We start from the raw sequence: 23,908 nt of genomic DNA, 5'->3' as shown, positions 1-23,908 counted from the left end.
CGGGACGAAGCCCGAGGTGCGGATCTGGTGCATGCGCCACGCCGAGTCGGAGAACGTCACCAGCGGCACCGCCGGAGCCGTGCCGAGCGTGCCGCTGACGGCCCGAGGTCGCGGTCAGGCCGCCGCGGCGGGCCGCGTGTTGGCCGCCCAACGTCCGGTGGCGATCTACACGAGCACCGCGCTGCGGGCCCGCCAGAGCGGCGAGATCGCCGCCCAGGGCGCGGGCGTGAGCGCCGACCCGCGGGCGCTGCCGGCCCTGACCGAGGTCGGCATCGGCGCCCTGGAGGGTTCGCGAGATCCCGCCGTCCACCAGCTCACCGCCCAGGTGCTGCACGCGTGGGTGGTCGAGCGGGACCTGGAGTCGCGGGTCGCGGACGGCGAGAGCGGGCACGACGTCCTCGCGCGAACGACCGGCGCCTTCCACGACATCGCCCGCGCGCACCCGGGCGGCACCGTCGCCGTGGTCGGGCACGTCGCCTCCCTGACGGTGGCCCTGAGCCACCTGTGCGGCCTCGGCGGCGCGGTCTGGGGCACCCCGCTGCCGCACGCGGAACCCTTCCTCGTCACGTACGACCACGAGCGCCGCGCCTGGCACTGCCCCGCGTGGCCGTGAGGCGGCGCGCCCCGATCGAGGCCGGGCGGCGTTGTCGGTGCCGTGTGGTTGCCTGGGGAGCGGAGGCAGCAGCGGGGACGGCACCGGGGTCGGCGGACCGGAGGCGGGAGCGTACGCGATGGCGGAGCGGAACCGGGTCACACCGCTGGGTGACATCGCGGCCTTCCCGCTGCGCGGAGCCTGGACGGGGAACCGGGGAATCCTGCACGACGGCCACCGGGTGGTCCGCTTCCACGCGAGCGACGCCTGGCTGACCTGCGCCCTGGACTTCCGGGGGCGGTGGAACCCGCAGTGGCGGCCGCACCACTACACGTACCTGTACTTCCACGACGAAGCGGTCGCGCTCGCCGCCGGGCACCGCCCCTGCGCGGAGTGCCGCCGCGCGGACTACACGGCGTACCGCGACGCCTGGAGCCGCGCGCTGTCCGTGCCCGTGCCGTCCGCGCGCGCGATCAACAGCCGGTTGCACGCCGAGCGGCTGCACCGCGGCACCCACCGCCGCCGCCTGCACGCACTGCCGTGGTCCGGCCTGCCCGACGGCGTGTTCGCCCTCCTCGACGACGGCACCCCGGCGCTGCTGCACGGCGACGCGCTGGTGGAGTGGAGCCCCGACGGCTACGGACGCCGGCGCCGCGTGCCGTCGCTCGGCGCGGCCACCGTCATCACGCCGCCCTCCTCCGTGGCCGCGCTGCGCGCGGGGTACCGCGCCCAGATCGACGCCTCGGCCGGGCGATCCTGACACCGGGTGCGGGCCGGGCGCCGGACGGCGGGGCCCGAGACACCGGGCAGCCGGCACCTGGGTATGGCGGACCCGGGCGCGGCGGGGCGCAGCACACCCGGGCATGGCGCGGCCGTGCGCGGCGTACCCGGGCATGGCGCACCCGGGCCGTCACACGGCCTACGGCTCCCCGCCTACCGCTCCTCCCGGTCGGCGAGCACCTCGTCGAGCGAGCGGCGGTGCTCGGCGGCCAGCGCGGGGTTGCTGTCGTGGTGCTCCGCGATGCTGATCAGGGACTTCCAGACCAGCCAGCCGCGGGCCCTGGCCCAGGTGTCGCGGTCCTGGCCGACCGCCGCGCGGAACGCCGCCCTGCTGCGGCCGCGGAACATCGTCCACGCGACGACGAGATCACACGCCGGATCGCCGACCCCGCAGGTGCCGAAGTCGATCACCGCGGCCAGCCGGCCCTCCCTGACCAGCAGGTTGCCGTGGGCGACGTCGCCGTGGAACCACACCGGCGGCCCCTGCCACCGGCTGCTCAGCGCCTCGTCCCACAGCCGTCCGGCCCGCTCGGTGTCGACCCGGCCGCGCAGCGCGGACAGCGCCCGGCGCGTCTCGTCGTCGTAGTACGCAGGCGGCGCGCCGCGGTGGAAGCTGTGCGCGCCGGCCGCCGGGCCCCCGGTGGCGTCGATCTGCTGCAGGGCACGGAGAAACCCGCCCAGTTCCACGGCGAACCCGGTCAGGTCGCCGATCCGTTCCGGCCGCGCGGTCCGGCCCTCCAGCCAGCCGCGCACCGACCACGGGTACGGGTAGCCGCAGCCCGGCTCGCCCCTCGCGAGCAGGGGTGGTACTGGAACCGGCAACTGCGGCCCGAGGACCGGCAGCCACCGGTTCTCCTTGTCCACCGCGGGGACGTAGCCCTCGGCGGTCGGCAGCCGCACCGTCATCCTGTCGCCGAGGCGGTACGTCCGGTTGTCCCATCCGTCGACGACCACCGGGGTCACCGGCAACCCGGACCACCGCGGGAACTGCTCGGCGATCAGCCGCCGCACCAGCGCCGCGTCGATCCCGGCCCGGCCGTCGTCGCCGGGCGCGTCGTCGCCGGTTCGCTCGCCCTCGGGCCGGTCGCCGCCTTCGCCGGGGGAGCCGCCCCGTACGTTCTCGATCATCCAGGGATCGTGGACGTCGCACACGTGCCTCCGCAACGGCTTTTCCGCCGGCCGGCCGCCGCCACCCTGGACCGTGACCGTCGGGAGCGGGACCGTCAGCGCCGGGACCGTGGCGCCGGGACCGTCAGGACCGGGAGGGGGTCTCCGCGACCCGGGTCACGGCGAGGACCGCCATGTCGTCCTGGCGGGTGTGCCCCGTCCACCGGTCGACGTCCTCGGTGAGCGCGTCGACCAGGTCCCGCGGCTCGTCGAAGCGGTGGCCGACCAGCGCCGAACGGCACGGATCGTAGAAGACGCCCTTGCGGTTGCGTGCCTCGGTGACGCCGTCGGTCACGAACAGCACCGTCCCGCCGGGTGGCAGCGGCCAGGAGTCGGCGGGGTGGGCGGTGCCGTCGCCGGACACCGGCGACAGCCCCATGCCCAGCGGAAACGCGGGCGCGGCGGGCAGCAGCGGCTCGAACGACCCGTCGCTGACCAGGTACGGCGGCGGGTGGCCGCGGTTGACCACGGAGAGCGTCCGGCCGTCGGGGGGCACCTCGGCGAGCAGCGCCGTCGTGAACTCCTCGGTCGGGTGGTTGAAACTCTCCCGGGCGGCGTTGCGCGCCAGCGCCTCGTCCATCCGGCGGGCCAGATCCGGCAGGTCCGGCGCGTGCTCCGCCTCCTGCCGGAACGCGCCGATCGCCACGGACACCGCCCCGACCGCCTGCATCCCCTTGCCGCGCACGTCCCCGATCATCATCCGCACGCCGAACGGCGTCTCCTGCACGGCGAACAGGTCCCCGCCGATCCGCGCCTCCGCCTGCGCCGCGGTGTACGTCGACGCGACCGCCAGCGGTCCGGCCCGGGCCGGAGGCTGCGGGAGCACCGCGCGCTGCGCCGCCTCCGCGACGGCCGTGGCCCGGGCGAGGTCGCTCACCTGCCGGCCCATCAGCACGTTGACCACCAGCGCCAGCACTCCCACCACGCCGACCACCGCCAGGTCGATCAGGCTCGACAGCCACGCCCGGTCCTGGTCGAAGTCCAGCCCGATCGACGCGGCGGCCGCGAGCACCGCGAACACCACACTCGTGCGGAACGACAGCGTGGCCGAGGCGACCAGCGGAGCCGCGGCCAGCAGCGGCAGCCCCACATACGGTTCCGGCCCGAACACGTCGAGCAGCGAGCCCACCAGCAGCGCCAGCGCGGCGAGCGTCCCGGGCACTCCGGGTGCCCTCCACCATCCGGCCCGCACTCCCATCGCCCGTGCTCCTTGTGGCGCCTGGTTGCCGGGCGCCGCCGCGGCCGCCCCCAGTGCCCGGCGCGGGCACCTGCCCATCCACCGTAGCCCCTGGTGACACCCCCGCAAGCCCGGCGCCCCGCACTCCACCCGCGTCCGGCGGCCGCCTGCCCCTCCGCAGCGGCAGCCGCCCCGGGACCGCGCGGCGACGGCCGTCAGTGGCGTTCCTCCCAGTGGTAGAGAATCCGGAACGCCTCGCCGCCGTAGATCGACTCGTACGTGAACTCCGCGGTGAGCCGGTTCTTGATCATGCTCCACAGGTCCGCGTGACGCGTGTCGTCGTAGTCCTCGACGTACAGCAGGAAGTGTGAACCGCCGGCGGGCAGCACCCAAGGACTGTGGTTCATCTCCACCGACCTGACCGGCGCGGTCAGTTCGGCTCGCAGCAACTGCAGTGTCTGCCGGCCCCAGTGCCCGAGGTGCGCGGCGTCCAGCCACACCCGTGAGCCGGTCACGAACGCCGGCCCGAGCCCCACGTTCTTCAGACCGAAGCCCGTCGTCTGGCCGCTGCGTCGCTGACACCAGGTCTCGAGCACGGGCTGCACCGAGCGACGGTTGTGCTCCCGTCCGACCCTGCCCTGCTGGACCGAGACGACGAACGACGCGCAGGCGATGGCCGTCGCGCTGACGGCCGTCACCGTGTTGGTGTCCATCCGGCAGTCCTCCTCTGCGCTCTGCAGACAAGGACTCGGCCGGGGCACGCGCCGGTTGCGTCGCCCGGCGCCCGGCGCCCGTGCCCGGGGGACGGCGCCTCGGGGGGCGGACGGGGCCGGGCGCGGCCCCCGCCGAAGTGGGGGACGCGCCCGGGTCGTTCACCGCCGCTTCAGGCGGCGGGGTGGCCGATCACCTTGTTATTCGCTCATCCGCCGAAGCTGATCGCGAAGAGGTGGACGGTTCCCGACGCGCCGGTCACGGGGAGCGTCACCGACGCCACCGTCTTCGTCGCGTCCAGGGGCACCTTCACCGAGAAGACGTACGCCTTGACGTTGTCCTTGCCGCCGCTGCCGGTGTTGCGGTAGTCGGTGGTGATCGCGGTGGTGTTGCCCGGCACCGGCTTGCTGCCGGCGCCGTTGAGCGTCCAGTCGGAGAACGTCACCGTCGCCTTGGCGGTCGTGCCGTCGGTGTAGGTGACGGTCAGCGCGCCGGGGACGCCGCTGCCGTCGGTCGGGGCGTTGGTCGCCGACCCCAGCAGACCGAGGTACGCGCCCGACGTGCCCGCCGGCTGCGGCAGCGTCTGGCCCGCCACCTCCAGGTTGTCCGGATGTCCCGAGGCGATCGCGGGCCAGGTGTAGTCGAGGCCGTCGGCGCTGACCTTCGCGCCACCGGTCGCCCCGGCGGCGGCCAGCGCGTTCTGCGAGTACGCCCAGCCGCCGTCGTCGAACCCGCCGGAGAAGTGCGTGGCGTCCGGGTAGACGCCCTCGTTCGTCTCGTACGGCCACAGCTCGCCGGGCTTGGCGACCGCCACCCCCAGGGTCGCGCTCGCCAGCGCCGCGCCGCCGCTGTGGTCGGTCACCGCGAAGGCCACCGCGTACGCGCCTTCGGTGTCACCCGCGGTCACCTGCACCTTCGCCTCGGCGCTGCCCGACGGCGGCACCGTCAGCGAGCCCGAGGAGGTGCCGAGCGTCACTCCCGACGGCGCGGTGGCCGCCCAGTCGGCGGTGACCGCCTTGCTCCCGAGGTTGGTCAGCCGCAAGGTGGCCTCCCCTGAGCCCCCGGGCGCGATGATCAACCCGTCGCTGCTCGGGCCGGTCGCCGCCAGCACCCGCCCGCCGCCGGTGGCGTCGGACGGCGGAACCGCGTCGGCCGACGAAGCCCACGACGTGTTCGGCACCGTGTTGAGGCTGTAGTCGAGCGTGCCCGCCTTCTCGAACTGTCCGAAGGTCAGCCAGGAGTCGTTCCACGCCTTGCCCTTGACGTCCAGCGACTGGACGTACGGCGCGTTCGTCGCGGCCTGCGGGGCGTTGATCGCGACCTGCTTGCCGTTGCCGAGGGTGACCTTCGCGACCGGGAAGACCGGACTGCCCAGCACCAGCGTGTCGGTGCCCGGCGTCTCCGGGTACATCCCCAGCGACGACCACACGTACCACGAACTCATCGCGCCCAGGTCGTCGTTGCCGAACGACCCGACCGGCGCGTTGAAGTACAGGTCCTGCTGCGCCTCGCGCACCGCCGCCTGGGTCTTCCACGGCTGTCCCAGGTAGTTGTACTCCCAGGGGATCTCCAGGCTCGGCTCGTTGCTCAGGTCGGCGTTGGTGCCCGACGGATCGGCGATGTCGCTCAACAGGCTGTCCAGGTACGACCCGTAGGCCGCCGTACCACCGCGGGCGGTGATCAACTGCTGGAGGTCGAACGGCACCATCGGGGTGTACTGCGCCGAAGTGCCCTCCACGAAGCCGTTCGAGGTGCCCGGCGTGAAGCCGCCGGCGAACTGCCCGTCGGAGTTCTTCGCCTGCATGTAGCCGGTCTGCGGGTTGAAGACGTTCATCCAGTCCTGCGCGCGGGTCGCGAACTTCTTGTAGTCCGCGGTCTTGCCCAGCGACTTCGCGAAGGACGCCAGCGCGTAGTCCGCGCTGTCGTACTCCAGTTGGGTCGAAACCGGGCCGTAGAAGTTGCAGCAGGAGTACGTGCCGTCCAGCGGCAGGTAGCCCTTCGCGTCGCGCACCGCCTCGCCCGGGCGGTCCTGGTTCGGCGCGGTCGCCTCGTGCTCCATCGCCGACAGGGCGTGCGCGGTGTCGAAGTTGCGCACCCCGAACGCGTAGGCGTCGGAGATGATCGAGGTGGCCGGGTCGCCGACCATGACGTAGCTCTCGCCGTTGTTCGACGCCCACTTGGGCAGCAGGCCGGTCTGGTCGTAGCCGTTGAGCATCGAGGTGACGATGTCACCGGTCTGCTTCGGCGCGACCATCGAGATCAGCTGCGTCTGGGAGCGGTAGGTGTCCCAGCCCGAGTAGTTGGCGTACTGGGCCTTCTGACCCTTGGCCAGTTTGTGGACCTGGTCGTCCATGCCCATGTACTGGCCGTTGTCGTCCGAGAACACGTTCGGGTGCAGCAGCGCGTGGTAGAGCGCGGTGTAGAACTGCACCTGCTGGTCGTGGCTGCCACCGCCGATCCGCACCTTGTCCAGCACGTCGTTCCACGCGGTGTGGTTGGCCTTCCGCATGGCGTCGAAGTTCCAGCCCTTGACCTCGGTCGACAGGTTGGACTTCGCGTTGCCGTCGCTGGTGTACGAGATGCCGACGGCCGCCGTCACGGCGGCCTTCTTCGCCGTGTCGAACGTGAGGTACATGCCGTTGGCGCCGGTCACCGGCGGGCCCGCCGTCGCGGACGTGGCCGCGGACGAACTCTTCGGGCTCGCGGTGGAGTTGTCCGGGCTCGCGGAGGGCGAGGCGTCGCCGCTGGGGTGGATCTTCGGCGATGCGCTGCCCGGCACCGTGAAGTGCTGCTCGTGCAGCGGGGTGTTGGAGTGCGTGGCGAGCTTCTGCTGCGGCCGGCCCTCGCTGAGCTTGGTGGCGTCGGGGTTGATGGTGCTGCCGACCCAGGTGCCGCTCGCGGTGAAGGGCTGGTCGAACTTGATGTCGAAGTGCAGGGTGTAGCGGTTGGCCGCGCCGCAGAAGTGCCCGCTGTCCACCGACCCGCTCACCTCGCGGTCGCTGACCACCTGCACCCGGGTGCCGTCCACCTGCGAGGCGCCGCTGCTCAGCTTGAGCAGCAGGTTCGACTGCGTGCCGGCCGGGAAGGTGAACCGGCCCAGGCCCGCGCGCGTGGTGTCGGTCAGCTCGGTCTTGATCCCGGCGGAGTCGGTGACGCCGTAGTAGCCCACGCCGGTCTGCTCGTCGTCGTGGCTGAACTGCGAGGACAGGTTCGAGAGGTTCCCCGACAGCGCGCCGGTGACCGGCAGGATCGGCACGTCGCCGGCGACGTCGCAGCCGGGCCCGGAGATGTGCGTCAGGCTGTAGCCCGAGATCTTGCTGTCCTTGTACTCGTAGCCGCCGCCCTGCGTCCGGTCAGGGGTGGTGTCCGGCCCCCACTGCATCATGCCGAACGGCATGTCGGGCCCGGGGAAGGTGTTGACGGCGCCCGAGGTGCCGATCAGCGGATTGATCAACGCGGCCGGGTCCGCGACGAGTTGCGGCCCCGACGCCGCGTCGGCGCCGGTGAGGGACTGGATCGGGAGCGCTGCGATGCCCAACAGGGACACCACGGCGAGGCGTTGACGGAATCTGCTGCTGAAACGGGCCCGGTCGGGGCGCCGTTGTCTGACCATCGGTTGCCTCCGCGATTCGTGCGTCACACATGGGTGTGCCAGGGACGGGTGGCGTCCTCGATCGACAGCGGCGTCGTACGGCTCACGGACTGACAACGTTGCCAATCTGCACGAGGCATGAGTAGAGCGCGGACCCTGAGGGCCTGTCAATGACCCAGGAGGAGTCTTCACTCCCGTCGCTCCCACCCCGCGCACCTCCCCAGGCGTGTCGCGACCGCCCGCCGGACGGTCCGCCGACGGCTTCGGCGGAGGTCACCTCGCGTGTCGCGTCGGCGCGGGAGCGGGACCTGCGGTGGGGCCGAGCCGACCGGCGTCGGGCCCGACGAACCGACGCGGTGGGACGGGAGCCGTGCGCGTTGCGGGGCAGGCGACCGCCTGCTGCTCCGTCCCTGTGGTCATCGAGGAAGGGGCGGCTCCCAAAGCGGTGGATGGTGAAGCGTTCCGGTCGGTAGGGTGCCCGCCTGCCGATCACGAAGCCGAGGGACGCTCATGGGCTCAGAGGGACACGTCAACGCCGCGCGGAGCAAGGTCTTCGGCGAGGTGGCCGAGCTCTACGATGCCGCCCGCCCCGGCTACTCGCCCGCGATGGTCACGGAGGTCCTGACGTACGCGGCTCTCGGGGACCGTCCGGCGGTGGAGGTCGGCGCGGGTACCGGGAAGGCCACCGTGCCGTTCGCCGCGCTGGGGATTCCGCTGGTGTGCGTCGAGCCCGACGCCCGCATGGCCGAGGTCCTGCGACGCAACACCGCCGGCCATCCGAACGTCCGGGTCGAGGTCGGCGACTTCGAGCGGTGGCAACCGGGCGGGCGGCACTACGGGTTGCTGTTCGCCGCCTCGGCCTGGAACTTCCTGGACCGTGACCGGCGCTGGGACCTGGTCCACGCCGCGCTCGCCCCCGGCGGTTCCGTGGCGCTGATCAGAAACCCTCACGGGATACACGACCCCGGACTGCGCGCCGAACTCGCCGGTATCGGCGACCGTCACGGCATCACCGGTTCACCACACCGCTTCCCGGCCGCCGACCTCTCCGGCGACGAGCCCGGGAACTGGGACCAGGACTGGCCGGATACCGAATGCCGCCGGGACGGCCGCTTCACCGACCTGCGATCGGTCCGGTTCCGGCAGGACCTGCGGTACGACACCGACCGCTACCTCGGCCACCTCGCCTCGCTGTCCGCCTATCGCATCCTGCCCGAGGACCATCGCCGGCAGGCACTCGCCGAGGCCGGACGCGTGCTCGACGCCCACGGCGGCGGAATCGACGTACTCCAGGTCACCGACGTCTTCCTCGCCCGCGCCCTGTGAACCACGAGCCGCCCTCTGACAGGTCCGAATCCTGTCGCGTCCACGGCCGGCGTAGCAGGCGCGCCCACCGGCACGAGGGTGTCCTGGACCCGGACGACGTCAACGAAGGGCGTGAGATGCGGCGAAAGGTCGTCGAGGTGCTGCGTGAGCCCCCGTTCGACGCGGAGCGGAACGCGGGATCAGCCGCCGGCCTCGTCGAACCGCTGCGGTGACCACGTGCCGGCGGTCTCGCGCGCGTTTACCTCCGAGGGAATTGGTTCGACGTCGTGGCTGCCGCAGACTCCGAGTCATGACCAGCTACCAGATCCATACCGCCGACACCGCGTCCGAAGCCGTGAAGGAGCCGCTGACGGCCTTGCAGGGGGCATTCGGGTTCGTTCCGGCCGCGGCCGGGCTCATGGCGAACTCGCCGGCGTTGCTGAACACCTTCTTCTCCGCATTCGGGCACTTCCGGGGTGACGGAACGTTCGGCCCGGACGAACGGCAGGTCCTGCTGCTGTCCAACGCGGTCGCCAACGGCAGCGAATGGGCAGTCGCGTTCCACACGCTGGAGGCGCTCGCGGACGGGGTCGAACCGGCCGTGGTCGAGGCCCTGCGCCGCGGCGATCTGCCCGCCGACCCGCGGATGGCGGCGCTGTCGGCGCTCACCCGCGCGTTCATCGACAAGCGGGGCCGGCTCGACGAGGCGGACGTGGCGGCGTTCACGGCGGCCGGCTTCACCGAGGAGCAGCTGTTCGAAGTGATCACCGGGGTGGCGATCTCCGCGATGACGAACTACACCGCGAACGTGGCCCGGCCACCGCTGGAGGTGGCGGTGCGGCCGCACGCGTGGACTGCGGGATACTCGAGCGGTGTCTGACGTCGGTCACCTGCTGAAACACTGGAGGAGCGCCCGGCGGTTGAGCCAGCTGGCGCTGGCCGCCGAGGCCGCGGTGTCGGTCCGCCATCTGTGTTTCCTCGAGACCGGCCGTGCGAACCCCAGCCGGGCCATGGTCCTGAAGCTCGCCGAGGTGCTCGACGTACCCCTGCGCGAACGCAACACCCTGCTGCTCAAGGCCGGGTTCGCGCCCGAGTACCCGGAGTCCGAACTGGACGCGCCGTCGCTCGCCGCCGTCCGGGACGCGCTCGACACCATCCTGACGCAGCAGGAGCCCTTTCCGGCTCTGGTGATGGACCGGAGCTGGGACATCCGGCACACGAACGCCGCCGCTCGCCGCTTCTTCGCTTTCCTCCAGGACGGGCAGGCGAAGACAGGTCCCGGACCGGCGAACGTGCTGCGCCGGATGTTCCACCCGGACGGCGTCCGCCGGCACGTGACGAACTGGCCGGAGGTTGCCGAGGCGCTGGTCCGGCGCGCCCGCCGGGAGGCGATCGGGGGCATCACCGACGAGCGTGCCCAGCGGATTCTCGACGAGGTGCTGGACTACCCCGGGGTGCCGGCCTCGCTGCGGTCGCTCGACGCGGCCACGCCGGTGCTGCCGATCGTGCCGATCCGGTACGTGCGCGGCGCCCGGCGGTTCGACTTCTTCTCCACCGTGACGACGCTCGGGACACCGCAGGACGTGACGCTGCAGGAGTTGCGCATCGAGTGCTTCTTCCCGATGAACGACGAGACCCGGTCCCACGCGCGTCAACTCGCTGAGGCGGCGCAGCCCTGACCCCAGCGGCGCTGGAGCAGCCCTCGATGTCTGGACGTGAAGACCTTCGACGAGAAGGACTGGGGTCGGTGACCGGCGTACCTCGGCGACCGTGCGGGCAACGTGCTTGTGAGCGTTGGGCGCACGGTCGCCGTCTTCGACGACCACGCAGCAGGCGCAAGCCGAAACGAAGGGAGCGGGCCGTGCAGGAGCAACCGCTGATCGTGGTGATGGTGTCGGACGACCCGCGCTGCCGGCCGGTGCTGCGGATGGCGGCGGCGATGGCCTGCCGATACGAGGGGATGGTGCTGCCGGTGCACTTCAGACGGGAGTTCGTGCTGGTGGGCACGCCCGGATTCATTCCGTATCAGGAACCGGGCGCCCACGAGGCGGCCCACGCACGGGTCGCCGCGCAGGTGCGGGAACTGGCCGGACCCCTGTCGGAGTTACGGCTGCGCCAGCTGCACGGCGATCCTGCCGCCGGCCTGGCCCGCATCGCCCGGGAGGTGCGGGCCGACCTCGTCATGGTCGCTCACCCGCCGTCGTGGCGGGGAGTACTGGCGCGCCGCATGGTCCGCAGGCTGCTGCGCAAGTGCCGGGTCCCCGTGGTCGCGGTACCGGTGGCCGACCGGGAGCACACCACGCTGCGGCGGCTGCGTCTGGCGGTGGGGCTTGAGCAGCAGTCCACGTCCGCGGATCGGGAACTGACCCGGTTGCTGTCCGCCGGGGGGTACGGCAGGTCGGACGGCTCCAGGAGGCGGCATGGGAGTTGAGCGAGAGGGCGCCCGTTCCGCGGAACAACCGGTGCGACCGTTGACGCTGGCCTGGGTCAGCCGGCACTTGGAGGCCGGCGAGCGGATCGTCGGGAGTGAGGAGTTGCACGGCGGTATCACGGCCGAGATGCGGAAGTTGACCATCGGCGCGCGGGACGGGCGTACCCGTGACCTGGTGCTGCGGACCTTCGTGGACGTGGAGGACGCGGAGGACTGGCTGGACCGTGAGTCCGTCGCGTTGACCCTGCTCGTGGGGACCGGTGTGCCGGCGCCCGGGCTGATCGCGGTCGACGCGACTGCCGCGCACTGCGAGTTTCCGTCGCTCCTCATGACGTGCCTGCCGGGCCGGACGGTCCTTGAGGACGAGGGAGTGGAGCGGCGCGCTTCCCTGCTCGCCCGTCACCTCGTGGCGATCCATGCGGTACGCCCGGTCGAGCGGGTGCGGGGGTATGTGGCGTTGACGACCGCCGACACCGTCGTGGTTCCGGAGGGAGGTGACGCGGCGGTGTGGGCTGCGGCGATCGACGTGATCCGCGGGCCGGTTCCGCGCTGGGAAGGGCGGTTCCTGCACCGGGACTTCCAGCCCGGCAACGTGCTGTTCGACGCGCCGGCGTCAAGTCCGGCAGGTGTCCGGATCGCCGGTGTCGTCGACTGGGCCGGGGCCTGCTGGGGTCCGGCGGACCTCGATGTCGCGCACTGCTGCACCAATCTCGCGCTGCTGCACGGTCCGGCGTGGGGGCTGCGGTTCGCCGCGGCGTACGAGGAGGCGGGCGGTGTGCTGGCCGCGGCTGCGAGCGAGCGGTTGTACTGGCTGGTCCGGGACGGGTTGGCGGCGTCGGAAGAGGTGCGGCAGTTCTCGCGGCCGTGGCGGGAGGCGGGGCGGACGGAGCTGACGACGCGAGTGGTGGAGGAACGGCTGGACGCGTATGTCACGATCCTGATGGACACGCTGCGCTGAGCCGACGCGGTCCGGGCCGCGGCCGAGGACGAGGGCTCGGCCGGGCCTGCCCGCTTCCGCCGACGGACAGGAGTCCGCCGACGGACAGGAGTCGTCGGAAGGCCGGCGCGCCCGTTGACCCGTCGGACCGGCGGGCGCGGACCCAGCTGACCTACTCGCCCGGCGCCGTCAGGGCGTAGTGCAGCGTCGCGTAGTGCTTCCTGCGGTGCACGAAGGGCACCAGGACCCCGTGCAGGAAGGGGTACTTGTGCGCGAGGGACTTCGCGGCGCGGTCGGCCTCCTCCCCGGTGATCAGGGTGGCCCGCGCCTCGACCGCCGGGCCGGTGGGCTTGCCCCGAACGGTGGACGGCGCGATCTCGACCCGCGGGTTGTTCCGCAGCCGCTTGACCTTCCACGCGGCGTCGTAGGTCCGGAAGAAGGCCCGCTCCCCGTCGACCACGATGTTCACCGGCGTGCCGACGGGCGTGCCGTCCTTCTTGTACGTGGTCAGCAGGATCGTCTTCTGCCGGACGAAGGGTTCGAACGGGGTACGGGTGTGCGTCATCGGATGCCTCCGCTGCTTCTCGCCCGCGGGTGTGCGGGCCTTGCGCAGGTACGACAGGGGCGGCGGTCCCGTTGTGACATCGGCCGGCACCGGCCGGCTCCGATCGGCGTGGGTGCCGTATCCCCGGGGCGCGCAACGCGTCGGCGCCCGCCCGTGCTGCCGGGCGGGCGCCGTCAGGACCGGACGTTTCACCGTGAGCGATGGTCGGTCGCGGTGAGCTACCGGTCGTCGCGCTTGAGGGACTGCATGGAGCGGTCCTCGTCCTCGACGAGGTGCTCGTCACCACGGTCCTTGGTCTCGTCCGCCTCGTGGGCGCCGCTCTCCTTCGAGCGCCGCTCGGCCTCGGCGGCCTGCCGTGCTCGCTGATCCTTGTCGCTGGATTTGTCCATGTCGCTCACTTCCCGATGGGAGTGCGTACTCCACCACCGTATGACCACGACGGGCCGCCCGCCCACCGCGGAATCGGTGAAGGGCGCCCGGCCCCTTGAAGGAGGGGGAGGCGCGGAGCGGGGTGGGGAAACCGGGTCGCCGGGCGGGGGCGGGCTCTGGGAGGGTGGAGGGGTGACGGGATCGTTCGTACCGGGACTCGCGCTCGCCGAGGCGTTCCACGCCGAGATCGTCGGGCCGCTGCTGGATTCCGCGCTGGGACCGGTGCCGTACTCCGCGGGCCTGATCGGCGCCGGCTCCGAGGTGCAGGGGTACGACACCGAGCGCTCGACCGACCACGCCTGGGGCCCGCGGGTGCAGGTCTTCCTCGGCGGCGAGGACTTCCGTGCCCGCGCCGCCGATCTCACCGCGCTGCTGGAGCGCGAACTGCCCGAGGCGTTCGGCGGCCACCCGGTGCGCTGGGAGTTCCCGCCCGGGACGCCGGCCCGGCACCGGGTCGACGTCATCGACCTGGGCGCGTACTTCGCCGAGCAGCTCGGCGCGGACCCGGCCGGCGGGGTACCGGTCTCCGCCTGGCTGACGACGCCGACCCAGACCCTGCGCGAACTCACCGCCGGCGCCGTCTTCCACGACGGGCTCGGCCGGCTCGCCGCGTACCGCGAGCAGCTCGCCTGGTACCCGGACGACGTGTGGCGCCACGTTCTCGCCTGCCAGTGGATGCGGCTGTCGCAGGAGGAGCCCTTCGTCGGCCGCTGCGGCGAGGTCGGCGACGAACTCGGCTCCGCGGTGGTGGCCGCCCGCCAGGTCCGCGACCTGATGCGGCTGTGCCTGCTGATGCACCGGGTCTACCCGCCCTACGGCAAGTGGCTCGGCACCGCCTTCGCCGCGCTGACCTGCGCCGCCGACCTCACCCCGCACCTCACCGGCGCGCTGTCCGCCGGCACCTGGCGCGCCCGCGAGCGGCACCTCACGCCCGCCTACGAGGCCGCCGCCGCGCTCCACAACGCCCTCGCCCTCACCGACCCGCTCGACCCCTCGGTCCGGCCCTTCCACGACCGCCCGTTCCTCGTGCTGGACGCCCACCGCTTCACGCACGCGCTCACCGCCACCATCACCGACCCCGCCCTGCGCGCCCGGCCCCCGATCGGCGCCGTCGACCAGTACGTCGACAGCACCGAACTCACCGCGAGCCCGAACGCGGCCCTGCGCCACCGCCACGTCCCCTACGTCCCCTACGCACCGGCCGGCGTCACGGGCACGACGTCCTGACCCGTCCCCCGCACGTACGCCCCTACGCACCCGCACCGGGCAGCGCGGACTTACTCCGCGCTGCCCGATGCCACGGCACTAGAGCCCCGCGTGGTCGGCCTTGACCTGGTCGCGGAGGAAGTAGTCCTCGATCTCGGCGGGGATCGGCGGCACCTGGACCGCGCCGCCACCGCCGCGGATCGACTCCGTTCCCGCGATCCCCGCTGCCACCGACTGCCGGGCGGCGACCGGGGACGTCATGGTCGGGCCGCCCTCGACCGCGAATCGGACGAACTCGGAGATCAGCATCGGATCGGCCCCGCCGTGGCCGCCCTCGGCCGGAGGCACCTCGATGATCTCGTCGGCCTCTTCACGATAGGCGTCGGAACGCTTGTTCCAGAGCTTGATCGTGCTGCCCTCACCGTCACCGAAGTTCTCCAGCCGGCCCTCGGTGCCGATGACCGTGTAGTTGCGCCAGTAGTCAGGCGTGAAGTGGCACTGCTGGTACGAGGCGAGCACGCCGTTGTGCAGCACGAGGTTCGCCATCGAGATGTCCTCGACGTCGATCTTCGGCGCCAACTCCCGCTGGGCGGTGGGCGGCCAGTTGTTCGTGTCGTACCAGTCCCACATCCGGCGCCCGGAGTTGTCCTGCCGATCGGTGATGTCGCCGTACACGCTCAACGACCCGATGGCCGACACGCTCGTCGCGTAGCCGCCGGCCAGCCAGTGGATGACGTCGATGTCGTGGGCGCCCTTCTGCAGCAGCAGCCCGGTGGACTTGGTCCGGTCGGCGTGCCAGTCCTTGAAGTAGAAGTCGCCGCCCGCGGACACGAAGTGCCGGCACCAGACGGCCTTGACCTGGCCGATCCGGCCGGCCAGGATCGCGTCCCGCATGGCCTTGATCACCGGCATGTGCCGCATGTTGTGCCCGATGTAGAGCCGGGTCCCGGTGCGGTAGGCCGTCTCCAGGATCAGGTCCGCGCTCTCGATGGTGATCGCCATCGGCTTTTCCAGGAACGTCGGCACCCCCGCCTCCAACGTCCGGACCGCATGCTCGGCGTGCAGATGGTCGGGGGTCAGCACCATCACGGCGTCGAGATCGAGGGCCAGCAACTCGTCGATGTCGGCCGTCACCTGGACGCCGTCGCCGATCTTCTCCACCGCGTCGGTGCGGCCGCGCTCGTCGCTGTCGCAGACGGCGACCACCCGCGAGCCGTTCCCCGGGTTGTGGGCGTAGCGCCACAGGCTCGACCTGAGGCCGAAACCGATGATGCCGATGCGTGCGTCCATGTGCGATGACTCCTCGTTGCGTAGCTTGGTGACCGGAACGGCCACCGGGGTACGCGCCGGATGCGGCGGCCGGTCGGGCGCCGCACCCGCGCGATACGCGTCAGTTGCTGGTCTTGCAGGTGATCTGGGTGCGGTAGATCTGCATGTCGCCACCGGCGGAGTGCGGCTTCAGGCACGCGTCGTGCGCGATGTACATCACCTGGTAGTACAGGGGCTGGATGACCTGGTCGGCGAGGATCGAGTCCTCCGCGGCCCGCCAGTGCCGATCGGCGTCGGCCGGGCTCTTCGCCGCCCATGCCTGGGTGACCTCCGAGGACGCCGTCGCGTTGGTGTACTTCAGCCGGTAGTTGGCGTCGACCATGACGGAGGCCACCCACTCCGACGCGCTCGGGAACGACGAACCCCACAGGGCGATGCTCGGCCCGTCCAGGGCGTAGTTGTTGGTGTCCGCGCCGAGTGCGGCTGTCGGCCTGGGCCGCGGCTCGATGTTCAGCCCGATCCTCTTCGCCTCGTTGGAGATGGCCAGCGCCGCGGCGGCGAACGTGGTGTCCGACGAGTCGTAGAGCAGCGGGATGGTGCCCTTGAAGCCCGACCGTTCGAGCAGCTTCTTGGCACCGGCGGGGTCGAAGCCGCACGTCGAGCCGCATGCGTCCGGGCGGTAGGCGGACACCGAGTTCGGCATGAGCGAGCGGGCGGCCTGGCTGGAGCCGAGGAAGAGGTGCTTGGAGATGGCGTCCCGGTCGACGATCATCGAGAACGCCTCACGGACCTCCTTGGGGTACTTCTTGTCCAGGTAGGTCGGCCAGGTGATGTAGGTCTCCAGCGTGTTCTTGGCGATGGGTGTCAGGCCCTTGTCGCCGAGCGCGTTCTTGCCCTGGGCGACGAGGCCCGGAGGCAGGCTGCGCAGCACGTCGGTGTTGCCGGCGACCACGTCCTGGTAGGCGGTGTTGGGGTCGTTGTAGACCCGGAACGTGATCTTCTTCGCCGCGCCCTCGGGTATCCAGCCCTTGTAGTCCTTGCGCCGCTCCACCACCGCCTGGAACTGCGGGTTCAGCTTGGTGAGGACGTAGGGGCCGTTGGTGACGGGCTTCTTGTCGTAGGCGATCGGGTTCTTGAACGCCGACTCCGGCATGGGGCAGAAGGGCAGCGTGGCCAGCATGTAGGGCAGGTCGTTGTTCGGGCTGTCCGTGGTCAGGGTGAAGGTGCTCTTGTCGATCACCTTCAGCCCCGACAGCGTGGTCCTCTTGGCCTTGCCCTTCGCCGGATTCAGCTCCGGGTACCCCCGCACGTGCTCGTAGGCGTAGTTGCTGGCCATCGCGTGGGAACCGAGTGCGGTGAAGTTGAAGGAGTCGACCCAGGTCTGCGCGGTGATCGGCGTGCCGTCGGAGAAGGTCCGGCCGGGGGCGACCTTGATCGTCCAGGTGACCTGGTCGGGGCTGCTGACGCTCTGGGCCCCGTCCATCTGGACCTTGCCGGCGTCGTCGATCCTGGTCAGCCCCTCACACAGGGCCATGCCGATCTGGCTGCTGGGGTTCTGCGGGCCGGTGATCCGGGCGATCGTCCCCGTCTGCACGGCGGTGATGGCACCCGACCGGATGCCGTCGCCCGAGGTGCCGTTGAGGCTGCCGCAGCCGGTGAGAGCTGCCGAGGCGGCTAGGACCGTGACTGCGGCGACGACGGTGTTGGCGACTCTCAATGCGGTTCCTCTCGGGGGTACGGACCCCGGTATGAGCAGGGGGCCAGGCAGGCGGAGGTGTCAGGAAGCCCGGTAGGGCAGCCCGACACGGGAGGCACGCACGTCCTCGGCGCGCAGGCAGGCCGCCCGGTGGCCGGTGCCGACCTCGGTGAGCGCGGGGAGGGTCTCGGCGCACTCGGCGACGGCGGTGTAGCAGCGGGTGTGGAACGGGCAGCCCGGCGGCGGGTCGATCGGCGACGGCGGATCGCCCTCCAGCACGACGCGGTCGATCCGGTGCCCGGGCGGCAGCCTCTTCGGCACCGCCGACAGCAGCGCCCGGGTGTACGGGTGGGCCGAGGTGCCGTAGACCGCGTCGCACGGTCCTTCCTCGACGATCTTCCCGAGGTACATCGTGACGATCCGGTCGGACATGTGCTGGACCACGTCGAGGTCGTGCGCGATGAAGATGATCGTCAGACCGTGCTTCTCCTTGAGCCGGTTCAGCAGGTTCAGCACCTGCGCCCGGACGGAGATGTCCAGGGCGGACACGGGCTCGTCGCAGACCAGCAGGTCGGGGCCGAGCGCCAGGGCCCGGGCGATGCCCACCCGCTGGAGCTGGCCGCCGGAGCACTCGTGCGGGTACTTGTCCGCGTGTGCCGGGTCCAGGCCCACGTCGGCCAGCAGCTCGTCGACCCGTTGCGGGATCTGCTGCTTGGGCAACAGCCTGTGGGCGAGGATGCCCTCGGCGACCGAGTCGCGGATCGTACGGCGGGGGTCGAGCGAGGCGAACGGGTCCTGGAAGATCAGCTGGACGCCCCGGTGGAAGGCGCTCGTCTCCGCGCGGCTCATCTCCGCGAGGTCGCGTCCCTTCCAGAGCACGCGCCCTGACACCGGCCGCTCCAGCCCGACGATCAGCCTGGCGAGCGACGACTTCCCGCAGCCGGACTCGCCGACCAGGCCGACGGTCTCACCGGGCGCCACGTCCAGCGTCACGCCGTCGACCGCGCGGACCGTGCCCGTCTGCCGGGCACCGAACTTCGCGCTCTTGGGTTTGTACGCCTGCCTGACGTCCTCAAGCGCCAGCAGCCTGGTATTCATCCATGGCCTCCTTCCAGTGATGGCACGCTGCCGTGCGGTCGGCGGACACCTGGAGCTCGTGCGGAGCCTTGGTCCGGCACAGGTCGGTGGCGAACCGGCAGCGGGGGTGGAATCCGCATCCGCTCGGCCGGTTCGCCAGTTGGGGCGGCAGTCCCGGGATGGTCGGCAGGTCCGCGCCCCGGTGCTCCGGTCCGGGGATCGAGCCGAGCAGGCCGATGGTGTACGGGTGGGCCGGCCGGTCCAGGAGTTCCGCGATCGGTGCCTGCTCGACCGCGCCGCCGGCGTACATCACCAGGGCATCCTCGGCGATGTGGGCGGCGACGCCGAGGTCGTGCGTGATGAGCATGAGGCTCATGTCGCGCTCCTGCTGGAGCTCCGCGAGCAGGTCGAGGATCTGCGCCTGGACGGTGACGTCGAGCGCGGTGGTCGGCTCGTCGGCGATGAGGAGCTTGGGCTCCAGGGCCAGCGCCATGGCGATCATGATCCGCTGCCGCATCCCGCCGGAGAACTGGAACGGGTAGTCCCTGGCCCGGTTCGCGGCGTCCGGGATCTTGACCGCCTTCATCATGTCGATGGCGGCGGTCTCCGCGTCACGCCGACCGGCGCCGCGGTGGATGCGGTACAGCTCGGCGATCTGCCGGACCACCGGCACCACCGGGTTCAGCGCCGACAGCGCGTCCTGGAAGACCATGGCGATCTCGGCCCCCTGCACCTTGCGGAACGCCTTGGGCGACAGGCCCAGCAGGTCGGTTCCGTCGAGCAGGATCTGTCCGCCGGTGATCCGCGCGGGCGGTGTCGGCAGGATGCCCATGATCGCCTTGGCGGTGATGCTCTTGCCGCATCCGGACTCGCCCAGCACGGCCAGGGTCGAGCCCCGGGCGATGCTGAAGCTGAGGTCCTGGACGGCCGGCAACCGGCGCTCGCCGGAGCGGAATTCGATGCCCAGGTTCTTGACCTCGAGCAGTGGGTTGCTCATCAACGCCCCCTGGGATCGAGCACGTCACGCAGGTTCTCGCCCAACACGACGAAGGCGAGCGTGGTCAGGCCGAGCATTCCGGCCGGGAAGAACATCAGGTGCGGGGCGACCTGCCAGTTGCCGTCCGTACTGGCCGCCGCGATCTGGACGCCCCAGGAGAACGCCGGCAGCTTGATGCCGACGCCAAGGATGGAGAAGGCCGCCTCGGCCGTCATGGCGGCGCCGACGCTGAGGGTCGACATCACGACCAGGGGAGTGATCGCGTTGGGGATGACGTGCCGGCGCAGGATTCCCCAGTGCCGGACGCCCAGCACCCGGGCGGCCTGGACGTACTCCAGCTGCTTGATCTGGAGCACCGAACCGCGCAGGTACCGCATCGTTCCGGCCCAGCTGAAGAGCACCAGCACGAAGACGATGGTCCACACGGTCCGCGACTTGAACTGGTAGAGGATCACCAGGCTGGCGATCCCGACCGGCACACCCAGGACGATGTCGGCGGTGCGGGAGATGACGGTGTCCACGGCGCCGCCGAAGTACCCCGCCAGCGCACCGGCGATCATCGCGATGAAGAACGTGAAGACCGCCACCAGCAGGCCGACCTCCAGGGAGATCCGCGCTCCGTGGACGACGTTGGAGAAGTAGTCGCAGCCCTGCATGTCGTAGCCGAACGGATGCCCGGATCGGGGGCCCAGCCGGGAGTCGACGAGGGAGCAGTCCCGCGGGTCGGTGTGGGTGAACAGCCCCGGTACGGCGGCCATCGCCGCGACCAGCGCGATGATGAGCACGGACAGGATGAAGAACGGCTGCCGGCGGGTGCGGAGCAGCCCCTGCGTCACCAGCCCGGGGCGCTTCCCGCCGCGCTGCGGGGGAGCGGACGGCTCGGGTTTGGCTCCGGTCGCGACCAGAGCCTCGATGGCATCAGACATGGCGGACCCTCGGGTCGATGATCGGATAGAGCAGGTCGACCACCAGGGCGGTGACCAGGTAGAAGAGCAGCAGGAACACCGAGACGCCGACGACGACCGGCCCCTGCTGCTGGGAGATCGCGGTGGCGAGGGTGCCGCCGAGACCGGGCAGGTTGAAGATGGACTCGATCAGCACCGAACCGCCCAGCAGGCCGGCCAGGCTCAGCCCGAGGTAGGTCACCACCGGCAGGAACGCGTTCCGTAGAGCGTGCAGCCAGATCACCCGGCCGGGGGAGGCGCCCTTGGCCCGCGCCGTCGTGATGTAGTCCGCCTTCAGGACGTCGACCAGGCTGGTCCGGGTCAGCCTCGCCAGCGGCGCCGCGGTCTCCAGCGCCAGTACCAGGGCCGGCATGATGAACGCCTTCGGGTAGCCCGCCTGGACACCGGCTATCGGCAGCAGGTGCCCCTTGATACCGATCAGGTACTGGGAGAAGTAGGCGACGAGGAAACCCGGTACGGCGAGGAAGACGACCGTGAAGAACAGGTTGAACTTCTCGGGCATGCCGTCCTTGCGCAGCCCGGCCCAGACCCCCAGCAGCACACCGATGACGATCTTCAACACGAAGGCCGACAGCGCGAGCGCCAAGGTGTAGGGGAAGGCGGTCTTGATCAGCGCGGTGACCGAGTTGTCGTTGAAGTCGTATCCGAAATTGCCGTGCAGCACGTTGTCGAGGTACTTCCCGTACTGCACGAAGAAGGGGTCGTCCAGGTTGTACTGCTTGCGGATCGCGGCGATGCTCGACGGCGAGAGCCGCTTGTTGCCGCCGGCCAGCGCCAGCACCGGGTCACCGGGTACCAGGAAGACCAGCAGATAGATCAGGAGCGTCGAACCGATGACGGTCGGGATCATGTACAGCACTCGCGTGATCGTGTACCTCAGCACCGAGGTTCCTCCTGGTTCGTGCTGGTGAAGTAAGTGACGAGATCCGCGGGGGGCGGCTCGACGCGGCAGCGCTCGCCGTCACGCAGAAGCGAGAGCCGGATCGCGTGCACCGTTGCCATCGCCTCGCGCGCCTCCCGGACCGAGCGGGTGGGGCCGGCCGTCACCGCCCGTACGTCCAGCGGGTCTTCGGGCGGCGGTGGGGGCAGCGGGGCGGACGGGTCGGCGCGCGCCCCGGTCGGGTCCGCTGTCCGCTCTCCGGCCTCCGCTGCGGTCGCGGTGAGCCAGACCTGGTCGCCGTCGCTCTCCAGGCGGCCGGTCGTCCCGACGACGGTGTAGTAGCGCCGATCCGGACCCGCGCCCCACCCGCGCATGTAGCCGGCCGGCACACCGTTGTCCAGCACGAACGCGATCATCGACAGCCGCGGTTCGTCACCGGTGGCCCGGTCAGGGCGGGGGAGGGACGCGACGGCGCTGAGGTGCTCGGTCGTGCCACCCGACAGCCAGTGGATGACGTCGACGTCGAGAGCGAGCTGATCGTCCGTCACGTGGACGTCGGTTCCGGTGAGGTGCCGGCACCAGATGGCGCTGACGTCCCCGACGAGGCCGTCGGCGACGCAGCGCTTGAGCGTACGGACCGCCGGAGATCTGCGCGGCGCGTGGTCGACGCGCATCGGTGCGCCGGTCCGCCGGGCCACCTCCAGCAGTTCGTCCAGCGCGGTCGGCGAGTCGGCCGGCGGCGCCGCGAGCGTGACGCCGATCCCGCGCTCCAGCACGGCCTTCGCCGCCTCGACCCGCTCCGGGCCGGGCAGATCGATGAACACGTGCTCCGGTGCGATGCCGAGTGCCATCACCTCGGACACCTCGGCGTGGTTGCGGACTCCACTCGCCAGCGGTGACGCCCTGACCGCTTCGCCCAGCGCCCCGCCGCCGTCCAGCAAGGCGATCCGCGGGTGGCTCACGGGGAGCCCGGCGCCGGTGGCGAGGTCGGGGTCCACCCGCGGCGGCGCCACTTCCTCGGTGCCGTAGATCGCGCCGGAGAAGCTCTCGAAGGCCCGGTGAACGGCGCCGACACACACCCCGTGCCGGCCGAGGGAGGTCGGGGTGATCACGACGTCGAGCTCGCCCGCGCCGTCGGTGAACTCGCCCACCGCGGTGGCCAGGTCCGAGGCGATCAGGTCCCCGAAACGCGCGAGTTCACCCCCCAGCACGACCACGTCGGGGTCGACGGCGAGCACGAGCGCACCGATGGCCGGGGTCATGGCGGACACCAGCGCCTGCTGCGTCCTGCGGCCTTCCGCGTCCGTGGGGTCCGCGCGCAACCGCTCCAGCGGCCGCGCGATCTGGGACACGGCCTCGTTCAGCGGCCCGACGGGAAACTCGATGTCGCTGAACGACCGGAGCAGGCCGACCTCGCCGGCGCTGTTGTGGCGCCCGCGAAGCACCGCGCCGTCGACCGTTATCCGAGCCGAGACATGGTGCCAGGTGAGCGCGTAGACGCCGGTCCCGGCTCCCTCCAGGGCACCGAAACACGACTCGGCCGCAGCGGCGAGCGACAGGTCGTTGTCGACGATCACGGGGACGCCCAGCAGCGCCGTGAACCGGTCCTGGAGGTTGGTGCCGTTCCAGGACCTGACCGGCGATGTCAGGGCCTCGCCGCTCGGCGTCACCAGCCCCGCGGTGCCGATACCGACAGCCCGCAGATCGGCCCGGGTGAAGCCGGCCCGACCGAGGGCGTCGTCGACGACGGAGACCACCCGGCTCGGATCGGGCCGCGCGTCGCTGCACGTGGGCTGCCCCGACGAGCCCATCGCGAGGGTGCGGCCCGCCAGGTCGGTGAGCAGGACCTGCATCTCGGAGGCGCTCAGATCGACGCCGACGACGACGCCCGTCTCGGCGCGGAACCTCGATTGCCTGGCGGGACGGCCACCCGTCTCACCGTGCTGGACCTGGTCCGCCTCGGCCTCGACGAGGCCGTCGGAGGTGAGGTCCGCCAGAGCGGCCTCCACCGTCGGCCTGGAGAGGCGCGCGCGGGCGGCGATCTCGGCGATGGTCGCCCGGCCCAGATCCCGGATCGCGGCAATACAGAGCGCACGCGAGCCGATCGTGCGCTTGCCGTCCGAATTCGCCAC

At 71.5% G+C, this 23,908-nt stretch carries 21 protein-coding genes; 8 read left to right on the top strand and 13 right to left on the bottom strand.

The window, feature by feature from the left end; translation table 11 throughout:
• Window positions 1-31: 31 nt before the first annotated feature.
• The gene (locus ACIPAE_RS07605) at window positions 32-613 is read left to right on the top strand and encodes a histidine phosphatase family protein (protein ID WP_402443568.1); all 582 of its coding nucleotides are present in this window, start codon (window positions 32-34) and stop codon (window positions 611-613) included.
• A 118-nt stretch (window positions 614-731) separates the two neighbouring features.
• The gene (locus tag ACIPAE_RS07600) at window positions 732-1,352 is read left to right on the top strand and encodes a hypothetical protein (RefSeq protein WP_402443567.1); all 621 of its coding nucleotides are present in this window, start codon (window positions 732-734) and stop codon (window positions 1,350-1,352) included.
• A gap of 173 nt (window positions 1,353-1,525) precedes the next feature.
• On the opposite strand, the gene ACIPAE_RS07595 is transcribed toward ACIPAE_RS07600, so the two are convergent.
• The 4 genes from ACIPAE_RS07595 to ACIPAE_RS07580 form a co-directional block, all read right to left on the bottom strand.
• Entirely contained in the window at window positions 1,526-2,500 is a 975-nt protein-coding gene (locus tag ACIPAE_RS07595) for an aminoglycoside phosphotransferase family protein (RefSeq protein ID WP_402443565.1), read from the bottom strand.
• A 124-nt stretch (window positions 2,501-2,624) separates the two neighbouring features.
• Entirely contained in the window at window positions 2,625-3,737 is a 1,113-nt protein-coding gene (locus ACIPAE_RS07590; protein ID WP_402443563.1) for a PP2C family protein-serine/threonine phosphatase, read from the bottom strand.
• A gap of 194 nt (window positions 3,738-3,931) precedes the next feature.
• Window positions 3,932-4,429: a hypothetical protein gene (locus ACIPAE_RS07585; protein WP_402443561.1), complete on the bottom strand. Its 498-nt coding sequence runs from the start codon at window positions 4,427-4,429 to the stop codon at window positions 3,932-3,934.
• A gap of 206 nt (window positions 4,430-4,635) precedes the next feature.
• A complete protein-coding gene (locus tag ACIPAE_RS07580; protein WP_402443559.1) occupies window positions 4,636-8,040 on the bottom strand; it encodes a lectin in 3,405 nt (1,134 codons plus the stop codon).
• 489 nt (window positions 8,041-8,529) lie between these two features.
• On the opposite strand from ACIPAE_RS07580, the gene ACIPAE_RS07575 reads away from it, so the two are divergent.
• From ACIPAE_RS07575 to ACIPAE_RS07555, 5 genes are all read left to right on the top strand, one after another.
• Window positions 8,530-9,345, top strand: a complete 816-nt coding sequence (locus ACIPAE_RS07575) for a class I SAM-dependent methyltransferase (RefSeq protein WP_402443558.1) — start codon at window positions 8,530-8,532, stop codon at window positions 9,343-9,345.
• Between the two features lie 289 nt (window positions 9,346-9,634).
• On the top strand, window positions 9,635-10,204 hold the full coding sequence (locus ACIPAE_RS07570) for a carboxymuconolactone decarboxylase family protein (protein ID WP_329373291.1): 570 nt from the start codon (window positions 9,635-9,637) through the stop codon (window positions 10,202-10,204).
• Window positions 10,197-11,003 carry a helix-turn-helix transcriptional regulator gene (locus ACIPAE_RS07565; RefSeq protein WP_329373293.1) on the top strand — a complete coding sequence of 269 codons (807 nt, stop codon included), beginning with the start codon at window positions 10,197-10,199 and terminating at the stop codon, window positions 11,001-11,003. Before ACIPAE_RS07570 ends, ACIPAE_RS07565 begins: the two co-directional genes overlap by 8 nt.
• 182 nt (window positions 11,004-11,185) lie before the next feature.
• Complete coding sequence (locus ACIPAE_RS07560; RefSeq protein ID WP_402443555.1) at window positions 11,186-11,755, top strand: universal stress protein; 570 nt, start codon at window positions 11,186-11,188, stop codon at window positions 11,753-11,755.
• Window positions 11,745-12,713 (top strand): phosphotransferase family protein, encoded by a 969-nt coding sequence (locus tag ACIPAE_RS07555; RefSeq protein WP_402443553.1) that lies wholly within the window; start codon window positions 11,745-11,747, stop codon window positions 12,711-12,713. The genes ACIPAE_RS07560 and ACIPAE_RS07555 overlap by 11 nt, the downstream gene beginning before the upstream one ends.
• A 151-nt stretch (window positions 12,714-12,864) precedes the next feature.
• Here the strand turns inward: ACIPAE_RS07555 and ACIPAE_RS07550 are convergent, their stop codons facing one another.
• Together ACIPAE_RS07550 and ACIPAE_RS07545 are read right to left on the bottom strand one after the other, a co-directional pair.
• Window positions 12,865-13,257, bottom strand: a complete 393-nt coding sequence (locus ACIPAE_RS07550) for a PPOX class F420-dependent oxidoreductase (protein ID WP_329373299.1) — start codon at window positions 13,255-13,257, stop codon at window positions 12,865-12,867.
• A 218-nt stretch (window positions 13,258-13,475) separates the two neighbouring features.
• Window positions 13,476-13,646 (bottom strand): hypothetical protein, encoded by a 171-nt coding sequence (locus ACIPAE_RS07545; protein ID WP_329373301.1) that lies wholly within the window; start codon window positions 13,644-13,646, stop codon window positions 13,476-13,478.
• Between the two features lie 172 nt (window positions 13,647-13,818).
• Between ACIPAE_RS07545 and ACIPAE_RS07540 the strand changes: the two genes are divergently transcribed.
• Window positions 13,819-14,913: a DUF4037 domain-containing protein gene (locus tag ACIPAE_RS07540; RefSeq protein WP_402443551.1), complete on the top strand. Its 1,095-nt coding sequence runs from the start codon at window positions 13,819-13,821 to the stop codon at window positions 14,911-14,913.
• A 78-nt stretch (window positions 14,914-14,991) separates the two neighbouring features.
• On the opposite strand, the gene ACIPAE_RS07535 is transcribed toward ACIPAE_RS07540, so the two are convergent.
• From ACIPAE_RS07535 to ACIPAE_RS07505, 7 genes are all read right to left on the bottom strand, one after another.
• Window positions 14,992-16,182, bottom strand: coding sequence for a Gfo/Idh/MocA family protein (locus ACIPAE_RS07535; RefSeq protein WP_402443550.1), 1,191 nt, complete (start codon window positions 16,180-16,182; stop codon window positions 14,992-14,994).
• 100 nt (window positions 16,183-16,282) lie between these two features.
• Complete coding sequence (locus ACIPAE_RS07530; RefSeq protein ID WP_402443548.1) at window positions 16,283-17,878, bottom strand: ABC transporter substrate-binding protein; 1,596 nt, start codon at window positions 17,876-17,878, stop codon at window positions 16,283-16,285.
• Window positions 17,879-17,938: 60 nt separating this feature from the next.
• A complete protein-coding gene (locus ACIPAE_RS07525; RefSeq protein ID WP_402443546.1) occupies window positions 17,939-18,955 on the bottom strand; it encodes an ABC transporter ATP-binding protein in 1,017 nt (338 codons plus the stop codon).
• Window positions 18,930-19,931: an ABC transporter ATP-binding protein gene (locus ACIPAE_RS07520; protein ID WP_366411586.1), complete on the bottom strand. Its 1,002-nt coding sequence runs from the start codon at window positions 19,929-19,931 to the stop codon at window positions 18,930-18,932. Before ACIPAE_RS07520 ends, ACIPAE_RS07525 begins: the two co-directional genes overlap by 26 nt.
• On the bottom strand, window positions 19,931-20,857 hold the full coding sequence (locus ACIPAE_RS07515) for an ABC transporter permease (protein ID WP_402443545.1): 927 nt from the start codon (window positions 20,855-20,857) through the stop codon (window positions 19,931-19,933). The genes ACIPAE_RS07520 and ACIPAE_RS07515 overlap by 1 nt, the downstream gene beginning before the upstream one ends.
• Window positions 20,850-21,746, bottom strand: coding sequence for an ABC transporter permease (locus ACIPAE_RS07510; RefSeq protein ID WP_402443944.1), 897 nt, complete (start codon window positions 21,744-21,746; stop codon window positions 20,850-20,852). Before ACIPAE_RS07510 ends, ACIPAE_RS07515 begins: the two co-directional genes overlap by 8 nt.
• 26 nt (window positions 21,747-21,772) lie before the next feature.
• Window positions 21,773-23,908: an ROK family protein gene (locus ACIPAE_RS07505; protein ID WP_402443543.1), complete on the bottom strand. Its 2,136-nt coding sequence runs from the start codon at window positions 23,906-23,908 to the stop codon at window positions 21,773-21,775.

It is taken from the genome of Streptomyces sp. NPDC087270 (assembly GCF_044744625.1).
GTDB lineage: Bacteria > Actinomycetota > Actinomycetes > Streptomycetales > Streptomycetaceae > Actinacidiphila.
Note: the sequence above shows the minus strand (reverse complement) of the source record. Positions and strands in the feature narration are given on the sequence as shown.